The sequence below is a fragment of the Streptomyces violaceoruber genome (assembly GCF_033406955.1).
Lineage (GTDB): Bacteria > Actinomycetota > Actinomycetes > Streptomycetales > Streptomycetaceae > Streptomyces > Streptomyces violaceoruber.
In genome coordinates this window covers 1,267,718-1,281,741 of record NZ_CP137734.1, presented here as the reverse complement: position 1 = coordinate 1,281,741, position 14,024 = coordinate 1,267,718, and the positions used below count along the sequence as shown (strand labels likewise).

The 14,024-nt window shown below is 74.7% G+C and carries 13 protein-coding genes; 9 read left to right on the top strand and 4 right to left on the bottom strand.

Translation table 11 applies throughout. From position 1 onward, the window contains the following. The first annotated feature begins 55 nt into the window (after positions 1 to 55). The 3 genes from R2E43_RS05820 to R2E43_RS05810 all read left to right on the top strand — a co-directional run bounded on the left by R2E43_RS05820 (position 56) and on the right by R2E43_RS05810 (position 3,596). Positions 56 to 1,036 carry a hypothetical protein gene (locus tag R2E43_RS05820; RefSeq protein ID WP_136209233.1) on the top strand — a complete coding sequence of 327 codons (981 nt, stop codon included), beginning with the start codon at positions 56 to 58 and terminating at the stop codon, positions 1,034 to 1,036. A 209-nt stretch (positions 1,037 to 1,245) separates the two neighbouring features. Continuing rightward, on the top strand, positions 1,246 to 2,559 hold the full coding sequence (locus R2E43_RS05815) for an aminotransferase class I/II-fold pyridoxal phosphate-dependent enzyme (protein ID WP_265698682.1): 1,314 nt from the start codon (positions 1,246 to 1,248) through the stop codon (positions 2,557 to 2,559). Beyond that, positions 2,556 to 3,596 (top strand): MBL fold metallo-hydrolase, encoded by a 1,041-nt coding sequence (locus R2E43_RS05810; protein ID WP_011030985.1) that lies wholly within the window; start codon positions 2,556 to 2,558, stop codon positions 3,594 to 3,596. The genes R2E43_RS05815 and R2E43_RS05810 overlap by 4 nt, the downstream gene beginning before the upstream one ends. Positions 3,597 to 3,638: 42 nt before the next feature. Here R2E43_RS05810 and R2E43_RS05805 read toward each other — a convergent pair whose 3' ends face one another. Together R2E43_RS05805 and R2E43_RS05800 are read right to left on the bottom strand one after the other, a co-directional pair. Next, on the bottom strand, positions 3,639 to 4,265 hold the full coding sequence (locus R2E43_RS05805) for a DedA family protein (protein WP_003972455.1): 627 nt from the start codon (positions 4,263 to 4,265) through the stop codon (positions 3,639 to 3,641). Next, positions 4,262 to 5,035: an MBL fold metallo-hydrolase gene (locus R2E43_RS05800; RefSeq protein WP_319218466.1), complete on the bottom strand. Its 774-nt coding sequence runs from the start codon at positions 5,033 to 5,035 to the stop codon at positions 4,262 to 4,264. Before R2E43_RS05800 ends, R2E43_RS05805 begins: the two co-directional genes overlap by 4 nt. 94 nt (positions 5,036 to 5,129) lie before the next feature. Between R2E43_RS05800 and R2E43_RS05795 the strand changes: the two genes are divergently transcribed. The 6 genes from R2E43_RS05795 (at position 5,130) to R2E43_RS05770 (ending at position 12,766) form a co-directional block, all read left to right on the top strand. Further along, the gene (locus tag R2E43_RS05795) at positions 5,130 to 5,531 is read left to right on the top strand and encodes a hypothetical protein (protein ID WP_011030988.1); all 402 of its coding nucleotides are present in this window, start codon (positions 5,130 to 5,132) and stop codon (positions 5,529 to 5,531) included. A gap of 107 nt (positions 5,532 to 5,638) precedes the next feature. Further along, positions 5,639 to 7,792 carry a phage holin family protein gene (locus R2E43_RS05790; protein ID WP_319218464.1) on the top strand — a complete coding sequence of 718 codons (2,154 nt, stop codon included), beginning with the start codon at positions 5,639 to 5,641 and terminating at the stop codon, positions 7,790 to 7,792. Positions 7,793 to 7,873: 81 nt separating this feature from the next. Next, positions 7,874 to 9,298: an amino acid permease gene (locus R2E43_RS05785; protein ID WP_003972451.1), complete on the top strand. Its 1,425-nt coding sequence runs from the start codon at positions 7,874 to 7,876 to the stop codon at positions 9,296 to 9,298. Positions 9,299 to 9,378: 80 nt separating this feature from the next. Beyond that, complete coding sequence (locus R2E43_RS05780; RefSeq protein WP_332055971.1) at positions 9,379 to 10,440, top strand: ATP-binding protein; 1,062 nt, start codon at positions 9,379 to 9,381, stop codon at positions 10,438 to 10,440. Further along, a complete protein-coding gene (locus R2E43_RS05775) occupies positions 10,437 to 12,254 on the top strand; it encodes a vWA domain-containing protein (RefSeq protein ID WP_193485640.1) in 1,818 nt (605 codons plus the stop codon). The genes R2E43_RS05780 and R2E43_RS05775 overlap by 4 nt, the downstream gene beginning before the upstream one ends. Before the next feature lie 86 nt (positions 12,255 to 12,340). Next, positions 12,341 to 12,766, top strand: a complete 426-nt coding sequence (locus R2E43_RS05770; protein WP_003972448.1) for an OsmC family protein — start codon at positions 12,341 to 12,343, stop codon at positions 12,764 to 12,766. 44 nt (positions 12,767 to 12,810) lie between these two features. Here the strand turns inward: R2E43_RS05770 and narI are convergent, their stop codons facing one another. Continuing rightward, complete coding sequence (gene narI, locus R2E43_RS05765) at positions 12,811 to 13,533, bottom strand: respiratory nitrate reductase subunit gamma (RefSeq protein ID WP_011030993.1); 723 nt, start codon at positions 13,531 to 13,533, stop codon at positions 12,811 to 12,813. Next, the gene (gene narJ / locus R2E43_RS05760) at positions 13,530 to 14,024 is read right to left on the bottom strand and encodes a nitrate reductase molybdenum cofactor assembly chaperone (protein ID WP_319127326.1); all 495 of its coding nucleotides are present in this window, start codon (positions 14,022 to 14,024) and stop codon (positions 13,530 to 13,532) included. The genes narI and narJ overlap by 4 nt, the downstream gene beginning before the upstream one ends.

The window sequence follows — 14,024 nt, the reverse complement described above, 5'->3', positions numbered from 1 at the left end:
GCCGAGGGGCGCGAGTGCAGTGCCCCGCAAGCCGTCGCTCGAAGGAGCCCGTCCCATGCGCCGCACCGCCCGCGCCCTGTCCGTCGCCGTGCTGGCCAGTGCCGCCCTCGGTCTCTCCGCGGGGGTGGGCGCGGCCGACCCGGGCGTCCCGCCGCCTCCCTCCGGCGCGGGAGAACCCGTCGTCCCTCCGCCCGCCGACGACTCGGCGGCCGTGCCCCCGCCGTCCGCCGAGGAGGCCCCGCCGCCGTCCGCCGGGCAGGCCGCGGCGCGGGTCAGCCCGTCGGACGCCGGCCCCGGGGACACCGTCACGGTCTCGGTCTCGTGCGGTCCGACCGGCGGGTCCGCGCCCGCGAGCCTCGATGCCACCTCGGCGGCCTTCGAGGAGGGCACCGTCGCACTGCGCAAGGTGGCGGACGACGCGGGAACGGCGTCCGGGCCGGCCTACCGCGGCACCGCGCGCATAGCCGCCGCAGAGGACTTCGCGGCCGAGCGGCCCGCAGCGGACACCACGGACCCGGGGGGCGCCACGGACCCGGAGGGCGCGGCGAACCCGGAGGGCGCCACGGCCCCGGGGAGCGCCACGGACCCGGGAGGCGTCGCCACGGACGGCGAGCCCTCGGCGGGGACCGAGGGCTGGGCCGAGACCGGCGACTCCGCTGAGGCCGGCGACGACTGGACCGTCGACGGCGCCTGCCCGGACGCCTCGGGCGGCGAGGGCGGCGACCCCTGGAGCGCGACCATGAGCGTGCCGGAGGAGAGCGGTGCCGGTGCCGGTGCCGGTGCCGGTGCCGGTGCGGGTGCGGGTGCCGCTCAGCCCGCGTGCCGGGAATCCGCCGCCCCGCGCACGGGGACCTCCGCGCACGGCACGCCCTGCGGCGGTGCGACGGCGGAGCACGGGGTGCGGGCCGGTGCCGGCGGGACCTTCGGCGACTCGGTGCCCGCCCTGGTCGCGGGCGGCGTCCTGATCGCGGGCGCGTGCGGGGCGGCCGCACACCGGCTGCGGCTGCGCCTGCGCGGGGAGGACGGGGAACGCTGACTCCCGCGCGGCCGCCGGCCAGGCTGTGACGCGCGCAACCGGAGCCGGAGCCTTGGCAGGGTGCCACGGTGGGTACTGGGATCAACGAGCGGCGAGCGAAGCACAGGACCGACGGGAACGGGAACGGGACCGATGGGCCCGACGGGAACGGGCCCGACGGGACCAGGGCACGGCACGGACAGGCGGCACGGACCGCGCGGAGGTACGGCATGCGGCGCACGGACCCCGAGGGCCTGGCCACGAAACCCGCGGGCCACGATCCCGCAGGCCGCCACGGCGCCGGACCCGGTGCCGTGGGACACGGCCCCGTGCGATACGGCCCGCACTTCCCCGACGACGGCCTGCCGGTGCTGCCCGAACTGTCCGCCGTGCTCGCCGCCGCCGCGGGCCGCGCACGCGGTGAACCGGCGGGCGGCGCCCCCGCCCTCCTCGAGGCGGCGAGCGGCTACTGGGACCGGCGCGGCCTGACCACCGACCCCGGTCACCTCGCCGCCGCCCCCGGCGCGGGCGCCCTGCTCCTGGCGCTGACCGCCGCGCTGGGCGGCGACGTCCTGGTGCCCCGCCCCTGCGCCGCCTGGTGGGCACCGTACGCACGACTGCTGGGCCGGCCCGTCTTCCACGTACCGACGCCCGCCGAGTCCGGCGGCGTACCGGACCCGTACGCCCTCCTGGAGACGGTCCGCCGGGTCCGCGCGGAGGGCGGCGACCCCCGCCTGCTGGTGCTGTCCGTCGCCGACGACCCCACCGGTACCGTCGCGCCGCCCGAGCTGCTGCACGAGACCGTCGAGGCCGCCACCGGCGAGGGACTGCACCTGGTCAGCGACGAAACCTGGCGCGACACCCTGCACGACCCGCACGCCACCGTGCTCCTCAGCCCCGCCGAGATGCTGCCCGAGCGGGTCACCGTCGTCACCGACCTGGCCGGTGCGCTGCTCCCGCCGGCCTGGCCGGCCGCCGTGGCCCGCTTCCCCGCCTCCGCCGCCGGGAACGGACTGCACGCGCGCGTGCTGGACGTACTCACCGCGCTGGGCGCCCGGGTCGCCGTACCCGTCGCCGCCGCGGCCGGGTACGCGCTCGGCGAGCCCGAGCCGGTCACCGCACGGCGGGCGGCCGCCGTACGCCTGCACGCGCGCGTGGCCGCCGCCGCGCACGCGGCCGTCGTCGCCTCGGGCGCCACCGCCCGGCCCCCGCAGGCGGGGCGCCACCTCTACGCCGACCTCGGCCCGCTGCGGGAGGCGCTCGGTGCCGAGGGCGTCGGCGACGCGCAGGAACTGGAGGACTTCCTCACCGCCCGGCTCGGCCTGCCCGCCCCCGGCGGACACCGCTTCGGCGACGACCTGCCCGCCCTGCGGGTCCGGCTCGCCACCGGCCCCCTGCTCGACGCGGGCACCGACGAGCGGCGGGCGGAATGCCTCCTGTCTCCGGACCCGTTGGAACTGCCACACGTGCAACGCGCGTTGACCGGTCTGAAGTCGGTCTTCGACGGTCTCCGCGACGCTCAGCGATGGGAGCCCCCTCGATGACGCAGCAGCCCCGGTCGACCGCGCGCACCCCCGCCTCCGCCGAGGACCCCGCCGCGGCCGCCGCCCACCCGCCGCTCGCCGCCCCCCGGCCGCCGGCCGAGCACCGGGTGTGGCCGCGGACCTTCCACGACCGGCTGACCGCACCGCTGCCCGGTCTGAAGGCCTTCGCCAGATTCGCCCGCGAGGGGGCGGTCAGACCCGGCCCGGCCGGACTCGCCGACGTCCCCCGGCTGCCGTGCGCACCCGGCCCGCTGCCCCGGGTGGACGCGCGCACCGTCGCCGTCACCTGGGCCGGACACGCCAGCTGGGTGGTGCGGATCGGTGGCCTCACCGTGCTCACCGACCCGGTCTGGTCCCGCCGGATCCTCGGCACCCCGCCCCGGGTCACGCCCGTCGGCGTCCCCTGGAGCGCCCTGCCCCGCGTCGACGCCGTCGTCATCAGCCACAACCACTACGACCACCTGGACGCGCCCACCCTGCGCCGGCTCCCGCGCGACACCCCCGTACTCGTCCCGGCCGGTCTGGGCCGCTGGTTCCACCGCCGCCGCTTCACCCACGTCACCGAGCTGGACTGGTGGGAGGCGACCGAGCTGAACGGGGTCCGGTTCGACTTCGTCCCGGCCCACCACTGGTCCAAGCGCTCCCTGACCGACACCTGCCGCACCCTGTGGGGCGGCTGGGTGCTCACCGACCCCGACGGCCGCCGCGTCTACTTCGCCGGTGACACCGGGTACGGCCACTGGTTCACCCGGATCGGCCGCCGCTACCCCGGCATCGACCTCGCGCTGCTCCCCATCGGCGCCTACGACCCGCGCTGGTGGCTCAGCGACGTGCACTGCGATCCGGAGGAGGCGGTGCGGGCCGCCCAGGACGTCGGCGCGCGCCGCATGGCGCCGATGCACTGGGGCACGTTCGTGCTCTCCGCGGAGCCGGTACTGGAACCCCTCGCCCGCGTACGCGCCGCCTGGCAGCAGGCGGGCCTGCCCCGCGAACGCCTGTGGGACCTGCCGATCGGCGCCTCCCGCGTGCTGGAGTGACGCTCCCCGTTCCCGTACCCGTCGGCCCGGACCGCCGGACGCCTACGCCTTCGCCGGGCCCCGGAGCCGCCGCCACACCCCCGGCGCCACGCTGACCAGCACGGTCAGTGCGATCGCCGCGGCCACGCCCTCCCACGGCTTGCTGAACAGGGCGCCGCTGAGGACCCCGATCAGCTGGTACGTCACCGCCCAGGCCAGACAGGCCGGCAGGTTGCCCCGGGCGAAGCGGCGCAGCGGCCACTCGGCCAGCAGACAGGCCAGCATCACCGGTATCCGGCCCGCCGGCACCAGCCGGGAGAGCACCAGCACCGCGACGTCGTGCTCGGCGAGCTTGTCCTGAGCCTGCTCCAGCCGGTCCTCCGGCGCCCGGGACCGGATCGCCTCCAGCCAGCGCGAGCCGTTCTTCGAGCCCACCCCGCGCCGGCCCAGCCAGTACAGAGCCATGTCCCCGCAGAACGCCGCCAGCGACGCCGTCGCGAACACCATCAGCATGGCGAACGGAAGCGTCTGGTGCATCGCCACCACCGCCGCCGAACTCACCAGCGCCCCCGTCGGGACCACCGGCACCAGCGCCCCGATCAGGACCAGCAGGAACAGCGACGGGTAGCCGAGCGCCTGCTGCGTCGGCTCCGTCGGTATGTCCAGCGTCGCGGCCGCCAGCCAGCTCACCGCGCGACCTCCACCCGCACACTCTCGCCGTGCCCCAGCCGGTGCACCGCCACGCCCGGCGCCCGCAGCGCCGACAGGCGCACGAACTCCTCGCCCGGCGTGTGGAACTCGTGGGGGCGCACGGCGTCCATCCCGATCGGCCAGTACGTGCCGTAGTGCACCGGCACCGCCGTGCGCGGCGCCAGCCGGGCCAGTGCCTCGGCCGCCCGCCCCGCGTCCAGGTGCTCCGCACCCAGGTAGGGGCCCCAGCCGCCCACCGGCAGCAGCGCCGCGTCGACCGGCCCGACCTCCTGCTCCATGCCGTCGAACAGACCGGTGTCCCCGGCGAAGTACGTCCGCGCCTCGCCCTCGACGACGTAGCCGAGCGCGGGGGCGCGGTGCCGTCCGACCGGCAGCCGCCGCCCGTCGTGCCGCGCCGGGACCGCCCGTATGCGCAGGTCACCGACGGTCGTCTCGTCACCCGACACCACCTCGGTCAGCTCCAGGTGACCGAGCCGCCGCAGCCCCGGCACCGCCCGGCGTGCGCCCCGGGGCACGAGCAGGCGCGTGCCCGGCGCGAGCCGCGCGAGCGACGGCACGTGCAGGTGGTCGGCGTGCAGATGGGAGACCAGCGCCACGTCCGCACGCCATGCCTCGGGCGGCGGCACCGCGCCCCGCCTGCGACGCAGATGGGCCAGCCGGCGGACGAACAGGGGATCGGTGAGCACGCGGATGCCCGAATCCTCGACCGTGCAGGTGGCGTGACCCCACCACGTGAGCTCCACCGGCACTCCTTTGCCTCCTTCGCGCGACTCCCCGAAGCCTACGTCCAGGAGTAGGGTCGGCGGCGAAAACGGGAGGTGACGGGAGGTGAGGGGGGACACCATGGGGCCGGTGCGGGTCACGGCGATCGCGAGTCTGACGCCATTGGAACAGCTGGACGACGACCCCTTCCTCGTCGACTCCCGCAGCCAGCACGCCATGTGCGCCCGCTGGGCCGCGGAGCACGGCTACGTCGTCGCCAGACAGCTGCTGGTGCGCGGTCTGCGGCCGGACCACGACGCCCTGTGGGACGGGGTGCGCCCCGGGCACGACCTGTTCGTGGCGCCCAGCCGCCGGGTGCTGGAGAGCGCGCTGTCCTCCGTCGACGCCTTCAGCGCGGAGTGCGCGCGGCGCGGCGTCCGCGTCGAGACGGTCGGCCAGGCCGAACCGTCCTACGACGCCCGGATGAAGGCGTGCGTGCACCGCAGACTGTCGATGCCGACGGCCGGGTACGACGGCCGCTGACCGCCGCCGCGGGGGGTGAACCGGACCCGGGGGGACAAACGGGCACTCCGGAGCGTTGTGGCAGGGTGGGGAAGGCCCGCACGGACGACGGGCCGGGGACGTGAGGTGTGCGGAGCGTGGGTGCAGGGCGTTGGCGCCGGGTCGCCAGTCAGGTCGGGCGGAGCGTCACGGTGTGGGCCGTGTCCACGCTCACCATGCTCGTGCTCGCCGGGATCCTGCCGGACTTCCGGCTCCAGTCGCCCGACGGGGACAGCGCCACCGACATCGCCATGACCGCCGCGGTCGGCGCCGGTGCCTTCGGCCTGCTGTCCGCGCTGGTCTGGCCGCTCATGGTCCGCCTGCTGCTCCTGGTGCCGGCCCTCGTCCTCGGCCTGCTGGTCTTCTTCCTCAACGGCGGACTGCTGCTCCTCGCGATCGACGTCAACCCGGCCGGGCGCGGCGGCGTCGCCCCCGAGACGGCGGTCGTGGTGGCCGCCGTCATGTCCGCCGTCGCCTCCGCCACCGGCGGCGCCCTGGCCGTGCGCGACGACGACGCCTACCGGCGCCGCCTCTACCGCCTCGCCGACCGCCGCCGCAGATCGGGGCCGCCCTGCCCGGCCGACCCCGGCACCGTCTTCCTGCAACTGGACGGCGTCGGCCACGACGTCCTGCTCGACGCCGTCGACCGCGGCGCCATGCCCACCGTCGCCCGCTGGCTCGGCCGCGACGGCGCCTCGGCGACCCACCGGCTCGCCCAGTGGCGCACCGACTGGTCCAGCCAGACCGGCGCCAGCCAGCTGGGCATCCTGCACGGCAGCAACCACGACGTCCCCGCCTTCCGCTGGTACGAGAAGGACAGCGGCGAGGTCATGGTCTGCAACCGCCCGACCAGCGCCGCCGAACTCCAGTACCGAGCCGTGCGGCGCACCGGCGACGGCGGACTGCTCAGCCTCGACGGCGCCAGCCGCGGCAACCTGTTCGGCGGCGGCGCCGACGAACAGGCCCTCGTGCTGTCCATAGCCACCCGCCGCCGCAGCCCGGAGACCCGCTCCAGATCCGGCTACTTCGCCTACTTCTCCGACCCCGCCAACGCCGTGCGCACCGCGATGTCCTTCGTCGCCGAGGTGTGCCGGGAGATCGGCCAGTCCACCCGCGCCCGCGTCCACAAGGTCCGCCCGCGCGTCTCCCGCGGCGGCCTCTACCCCTTCGTGCGCGCCTTCGCGACCGTCGTCGAACGCGACGTCGTCGTCGCCGCGGTCATGGGCGACATGCTGGCCGGCCGTACCGCCGTCTACGCCGACCTGGTGGCCTACGACGAGGTCGCCCACCACTCCGGGCCGGGCGGCAGGGACGCCGCCAAGGTCCTCGGGCGGCTCGACCGGGCCCTCGCCCTGATCGAGAACGTTGCCGAGCACGCCCCGCGCCCGTACCGGATCGTGGTCCTGTCCGACCACGGCCAGAGCCCCGGCGAGACCTTCCGCGCCCGCTACGGCCTGACCCTCGCCGACCTGGTGCGGGCCGGCTGCGGACTGCCCGTGCCGCGCAGCGCCCGGCGCACCCGCAGCGGCGCCGAGGCGCGCAACACCGTACGGGCCGCCCTGCACCGCCCCGTGGAGGAGGGCGCCGAGCAGCAGCGGCCCGCCGACACCCCCACCGGACGCCGCTCCGAGCCGATCGTGCTGGCCTCCGGCAACCTGGGCCTGGTCTCCTTCCCGGACGTGCCGCACCGGATGACCCGCGAGGAGATCGACGCCCGCCACCCCGCCCTGCTGGCCACCCTCGCCAACCACCCGGGCATCGGCTTCCTGCTGGTGCGCAGCGAGGAACACGGCGGTGTGGTGCTCGGCGCGCGCGGCGCCGAGGTGCCCCTGGACCGGCTCGACCAGGACCCCGGGCCGCTCGCCCCCTTCGGCTCCGGCGCCGCCGACGCCGTCCGCCGCACGCACACCTTCCCGCACACCGCCGACATCATGGTCAACTCCTTCCACGACCCGGTCGACGGCGAGGTCCTCGCCTTCGAGGAGCAGATCGGCTCGCACGGCGGACTCGGCGGCGCCCAGTCGCGCGCCTTCCTGCTGTCGCCGGTCGTGCTGTCCACGCCCGTCGACGAGGGCGCGGAGATCGTCGGCGCCGAACACGTCCACCGGGTGCTGCGCCGCTGGCTGCGCGAGTCGAACGGTCCGCAGGTGCCCGTGGACCCGGTGGACGATTCGCGGTCGAACGCCGCGGAGGGCGCACCTTTTCCCGTCGTGGACGGGTACGTACAGGACAAAAGCGCTTGATTTGGAGCGGTGCCCGACCGTGCCCGACCATGGGCGCGTCCGGCGATCCCGGGCCCCGTTCCATGAGAGGCGCACCACCCCATGCACGTCACCGGGACCGTCCCCCCACCGGCTCCGGAACCGCGGGAGACCCCCGCGGCCCCCGACCACACCACTCCCGCCGACCCCGCCCCCGGCAACGGCAGGCACGCCCGCCGCTTCGGGCTGCCCGTCGCCACCGCCCTGGTCATGGGCAACATCATCGGCGGCGGCATCTTCCTGCTCCCGGCCTCCGTCGCTCCCTTCGGCACCATCAGCCTGCTCGCCTTCGGCGTCCTGACCGTCGGCGCGATCGCTCTGGCCCTCGTCTTCGGCCGCCTCGCCGCCCGCGACCCGCGCACCGGCGGCCCCTACGTCTACGCCCGCGGCGCCTTCGGCGACTTCGCCGGGTTCCTCGCCGCCTGGGCGTACTGGATCACCACCTGGGTGTCCAACGCGGCCCTCGCCGTCGCCGCCGTCGGCTACCTCGACGTCCTGATCCCGGTGAACGACCACCGCTGGACCGCGTGCCTGGCCGCCCTCGTCGTCCAGTGGCTGCCCGCGCTCGCCAACTTCGCCGGTACCCGCTGGGTCGGCGCGGTCCAACTGGTCTCCACCGTGCTCAAGTTCGCGCCGCTGCTGCTCGTCGCCGTCGGCGGGCTGTTCTTCTTCGACGCCGACAACCTCGGCCCGTTCAACGCGAGCGGCTCCGGCGGCATCGGCGCGGTCTCCGCCGCCGCAGCGATCCTGCTCTTCTCCTACCTCGGCGTGGAGTCCGCCGCCGTCAGCGCCGGCGAGGTCGAGGACCCCCGCCGCACGGTCGGCCGCGCCACCGTCATCGGCACCGCGGGCGCCGCCCTCGTCTACCTGCTCGGCACCCTCTCGGTCTTCGGCACCGTCGCCCACGACCGCCTGGTCACCTCGGACGCTCCCTTCTCGGACGCCGTGAACGCCATGTTCGGCGGCGCCTGGGGCGGCTGGGCCGTCGCGCTGGCCGCCCTGGTCTCGATGACCGGCTGCCTCAACGGCTGGACCCTGCTCAGTGCCCAGACCCCGTACGCGGCGGCCAGGGACGGCCTCTTCCCGGCCGCCTTCGCGCGCAAGCGGCGCGGTGTCCCGACGACCGGCGTCGGCGTCACCGTCGTCCTCGCCTCCCTGCTCACCGTCTACAACTACACGTCCGGCTCGGCGAAGGTCTTCGAGGTCCTGGTCCTGGTCACCACCTTCACCGCCACCGTGCCGTACCTGCTGGCCACGGCCGCCCAGATCTTCCACCTGGTCTCCGGGCAGGGCGAGAAGGTCGACCGGGCGCGACTGGTGCGGGACGGCATCGCCGCGTCCGTCGCGGCGGCCTTCTCCCTGTGGCTGGTCGCGGGCGCCGGGTACGCGGCGGTCTACCAGGGCGTGCTGTTCCTGTTCGCGGGTGTGCTCGTGTACGCGGTGATGGCGGCCCGCAGGCGGCGCGCGGAGACGTCCAACGCCCCGTAATTCGGCTGCGCGGCACCCCGGCGGGCACGCACACTGGGCCGGTCACCTCCCGACCCCCTCTCCCGCCGAGGAGCCCCTGCGTGCAGGCAGCCGTCACCGTCACTCCCGCCCGCCTCCCGGAACTGCTGCTCGGCCTCGCCACCGTGCGGCCGGTGTTCCTGTGGGGCGCACCCGGCATCGGCAAGTCCTCCCTGGTGAGGAACTTCGCCGACTCGCTGGGCCTGGAGTGCGTGAGCCTGCTCGGCACCCAGCTGGCGCCGGAGGATCTGATCGGCGTCCCGCAGATCCGGGACGGCCGGTCGGTGTTCTGCCCGCCCGAGTCCATCGCCCGCGACGAGCCGTACTGCCTCTTCCTGGACGAGCTGAACGCGGCCACCCCGGACGTGCAGAAGGCGTTCTACTCGCTGATCCTCGACCGCCGCATCGGGAACTACGAACTCCCCAAGGGCTCCCTCGTCATCGGCGCCGGAAACCGCGCCACCGACAACGCGCTCGCCCGCCCCATCGCCTCCGCGCTGGTCAACCGACTCACCCACGTCCACCTGGACGCCTCCGCCAAGGACTGGCTGGTGTGGGCCGGCGAGAACGGCATCCACCCGTGGATCACCGACCACCTCACCGACCGCCCCGACCACCTGTGGTCCAAGCCGCCCAAGACCGAGGAGCCGTTCTCCACCCCGCGCTCCTGGCACATGCTCTCCGACGCCCTGCACTCCTTCGGGCAGGACCTCGACGAGGAGACCCTGAAGGTCCTCGCGCACGGCACGCTCACCCCGGCCCACGCGACCGCCTTCTGCGGCTACGTCAAGATCGTCCGCAGCCGCTTCGGCATCGAGGCGATCCTCAAGGGCGAGGCCCGCTGGCCCAGCCGCCTCGAGGACCGCGATCTCCTCTACTACCTCGCCGAGTCCTTCCGGGGCCGCCTGGTCAAGGAACTGCCCACGAGCAAGGAGCACATGTCGGCGAACGGCCGCCAGACCGCCTACCGCGCCAAGTCGCTGCTCGTGCAGCTCGCCGAGATCTCCGTCGAGGTCGCCCAGAGCGTCATCGCCTCCGACGCCGACGGCAACCCGCTGCTGCCCGCCTGGTTCCTCGTCGAGGCCGCCCGCGACATGCCCCGGCTGGTGGAGGCCCGCCGGTGAGCCCTACCCGCAGGCAGAAGCAGCAGCAGAAGCAGCAGAAGAAGAAGGACCCGGCCGCCGAGGACTGCGCCAAGGGCGTGCAGCTGGTGTGGGCCAACCCGGCGCTCGCGGCCATGGAGGTCAAGCTGTGCCGGGACGAGGAGTGCGAGGTCGCGCCCCGCCACGGACTCGCCCGCGTCAGCTCCAACGGCCGGGTCCACCTGAACCCCACCCGCCACGCCGAGCCCGCCGACTGGGCCTGGGCCATCGCCCACGCCCTGATCCACCTCGGCTTCGGCCACGTACCCGCCGCCACCGGCGAGCGCGTCCAGCCCGACCGCTACGACCTGGCCGCCCGCTGCACCGTCGTCAACCGCTTCCTCCTGACCTTCCCGGTCGGCCGCACCCCGGACCACCTGCCGCCGACGTACCCCGACGGCGACGAGGAGCGCATCGCCGCCGCCTGGCGCCGCGAGGGCGGCATCCCCGCCGCCTACGAGCACTGCGGCACCGCGGGCGGCGAGCCCGACCAGCTGCTCTCCCCCTGGGACGGCTGGAACCTCCAGGTCCCCGACTGGCAACTGGCCTTCGCCCACGCCCTCACCCGCACCATGTCCACCGCCCTCGACCTCGCGGGCGGCCGCCGCGACGCCATGCTCGGCGGCCCCACCCGGCTCCAGCCCTGGCAGCAGGCCCTGAGCTGGTTCGTCTCCTCCTACCCGCTGCTCGGCGGCATCGCCTCGGGCATCACCCTCGTCGCCGACGCCGAACTGGCCCGCGCCCACGGCATCTCCGTCGCCGCCGTCAACGCCGAGGCGGGGGAGATCTACGTCAACCCGCTGCGCCGGTACGACGACGAGGAGTGGCGGTTCATCCTCGCCCACGAGATGCTGCACGCCGCCCTGCGCCACGGCGACCGCTGCGGCACCCGCGACCCGTACCTCTTCAACGTGGCCTGCGACTACGTCATCAACGGCTGGCTCGTCGAGATGCAGGTCGGCACCATGCCCGAGGGTCTGCTGCACGACCCGGAGCTGGCCGGGCTGTCCGCCGAGGAGGTCTACGACCGCATCGCCGGCGACCTGCGCCGCATCCGCCGCCTGTCCACCCCGCGCGGCAAGGGCGTCGGCGACGTCCTCGGCGGTCCGCTCCGCCCGCCCCGCGACCACGTCGACCTCGACGGCTTCTACCGCCGGGGACTCACCCAGGGCCTCGATCTGCACCAGCAGCAGGAACGCGGCTTCCTGCCCGCCGGCCTGGTCGAGGAGATCCGCGTCCTCAGCCACCCGCCGCTGCCCTGGGACGCGCGACTCGCCCGCTGGTTCGACGAGTACGTGCCCCGCCCCGAGCCCGTACGGTCCTACGCCCGTCCCTCGCGGCGCCAGGCCGCCACCCCCGGCATCCCGCGCGCCGGACGGTACTTCCCCCCGGAGGAGATCGCCCGCTGCACCTTCGGCGTCGTCCTGGACACCTCCGGCTCCATGGACCGCACCCTGCTCGGCAAGGCGCTCGGCGCCATCGCCTCCTACGCCGAGGCCCGCGACGTGCCCGCCGCCCGCGTCGTGTTCTGCGACGCCGCGCCGCACGACGCCGGGTACCTCCCGGTGACGGACATCGCCGGGAGGGTGCGGGTGCACGGCCGGGGCGGCACCGTCCTCCAGCCCGGCGTCGACCTGCTGCTGCGCGCCGAGGACTTCCCGCCCACCGCGCCGGTCCTCGTCGTCACCGACGGCTGGTGCGACGTCCTGCGGGTACGGCGCGAGCACGCCTACCTGATCCCCCAGGGCGCGCGGCTGCCGTTCACCGCCCGGGGGCCGGTCTTCCGGGTGAGCTGAGCCGGAGTGTGATCGGATGGGGGTGGGAACCCCGGACACGGGCTCCCACCACCCCGGTACAGCAAGAGAATTCGAGAGGACCCGCCGTGGCAACCACGCGCTCCGCACACACCGTCTGGGAAGGCAACCTGCTCGAGGGCAACGGTGTCGTCACCTTCGACTCGTCCGGCATCGGCGAGCAGCCGGTGTCGTGGCCGTCGCGCGCCGAGCAGGCGAACGGCAAGACCAGCCCGGAAGAGCTGATCGCCGCCGCCCACTCCAGCTGCTTTTCCATGGCGCTGTCGCACGGCCTGGCCGGCGCCGGCACCCCGCCCACCAAGCTCACCACCTCCGCCGACGTCACCTTCCAGCCCGGCGAGGGCATCAAGGGCATCCACCTCACCGTGGAGGGCACCGTCCCCGGCCTCGACAACGACGCCTTCGTCGCCGCCGCCGAGGACGCCAAGAAGAACTGCCCGGTCAGCCAGGCCCTGACCGGCACGACCATCACCCTGTCGGCCAAGCTGGCCTAGTCGGACAGTCGGACAGTCGGACAGTCGGACAGTCGGACAGGGAGCTAGGAGCCCGCGCGCTCCCAGCCCCGTCGGTCCGGGCGCGGCCCCAGCTGTCTGGGGTCGCGCGACCGGTAGACCACGTACGGGCGGGTCAGGTACTGCAGGGGCGCGCTGAACATGTGCACCAGGCGGGTGTAGGGCACCAGGGCGATCAGCACCATCCCGACCACCGCGTGCACGTGGTACAGCACCGGTACGCCCGCCATCAGTTCCGTCTTCGGGTTCAGCGTGAACAGGCTGCGCGACCAGGGGGCGATGGTGCTCCGGTAGTCGTAGCCGTTGCCGGAGGTGTCGGACAGCTTGGCGATCATGCCGAGGAGCAGGGCGCCGAGCAGGAAGACGTACATGAGCTTGTCGTTGGCCGTGGTGGCCCGGAAGACCGGCGCGTTGGTGCGGCGCCGGTAGACCAGCATGCCGATCCCGGCGACCGCGAGGACCCCGGAGACCGTGCCCCCGTAGAGCGAGAACAGGTGGTACGCGTGCTCGCTGATGCCGATCGACTGCGTCCAGGACGCCGGGATGAACAGGCCGATCAGATGGCCGGCGAGCACGAACAGGATGCCGTAGTGGAAGACCGGCGAGGCGATGTTCAGCAGCTTGGACTCGTAGATCTGCGAGGAGCGGGTCGTCCAGCCGAAGCGGTCGTAGCGGTGCCGCCAGACCAGGCCCGCGATCAGCAGCGCGAAGGCGGCGTAGGGCAGCACGCCCCACAGGAAGACGTTCATCGGCGGGCTCCGGTGGGTGCGGGCGGCAGGGTGGCGCACACGGCGTCCAGGACGCACGCGTAGGGCGTGCCGAAGGCGGTGAGCCGGGCGCGCAGCTGGTCCAGGGCGTCGCGGTGCTCGGTGAGCATCCCCATGTCCCCGGTGCGGGAGACGAACTCCAGCACCGCGGGCAGGAAGTCCGGCAGCTCCTCGCCGGTGAACTCCAGGCCGTGCGCGCGGTACAGCTCCTTGAAGCGGACCAGGGACATCCCGCGGTTGCGGGTGTCGCCGTCGGTCCACCAGCTCAGGTACAGGCTGTGCCGGTTCCTGAAGTCGAAGACCTCCACGTAGTGCGCCTGGAGTTCGCCCTGCCCGGTCGCCGCCGCGTGGTCGGTGAAACCGCGCAGCTGCGGTGCCGCCTCGCGCAGCAGCGGCAGCCGGGCGCGGAAGTCGTCGTCGGGATACGTCAGACAGAGCGCCGCCGCCTGGTGGAGCACCTCGAAGCCGGGCAT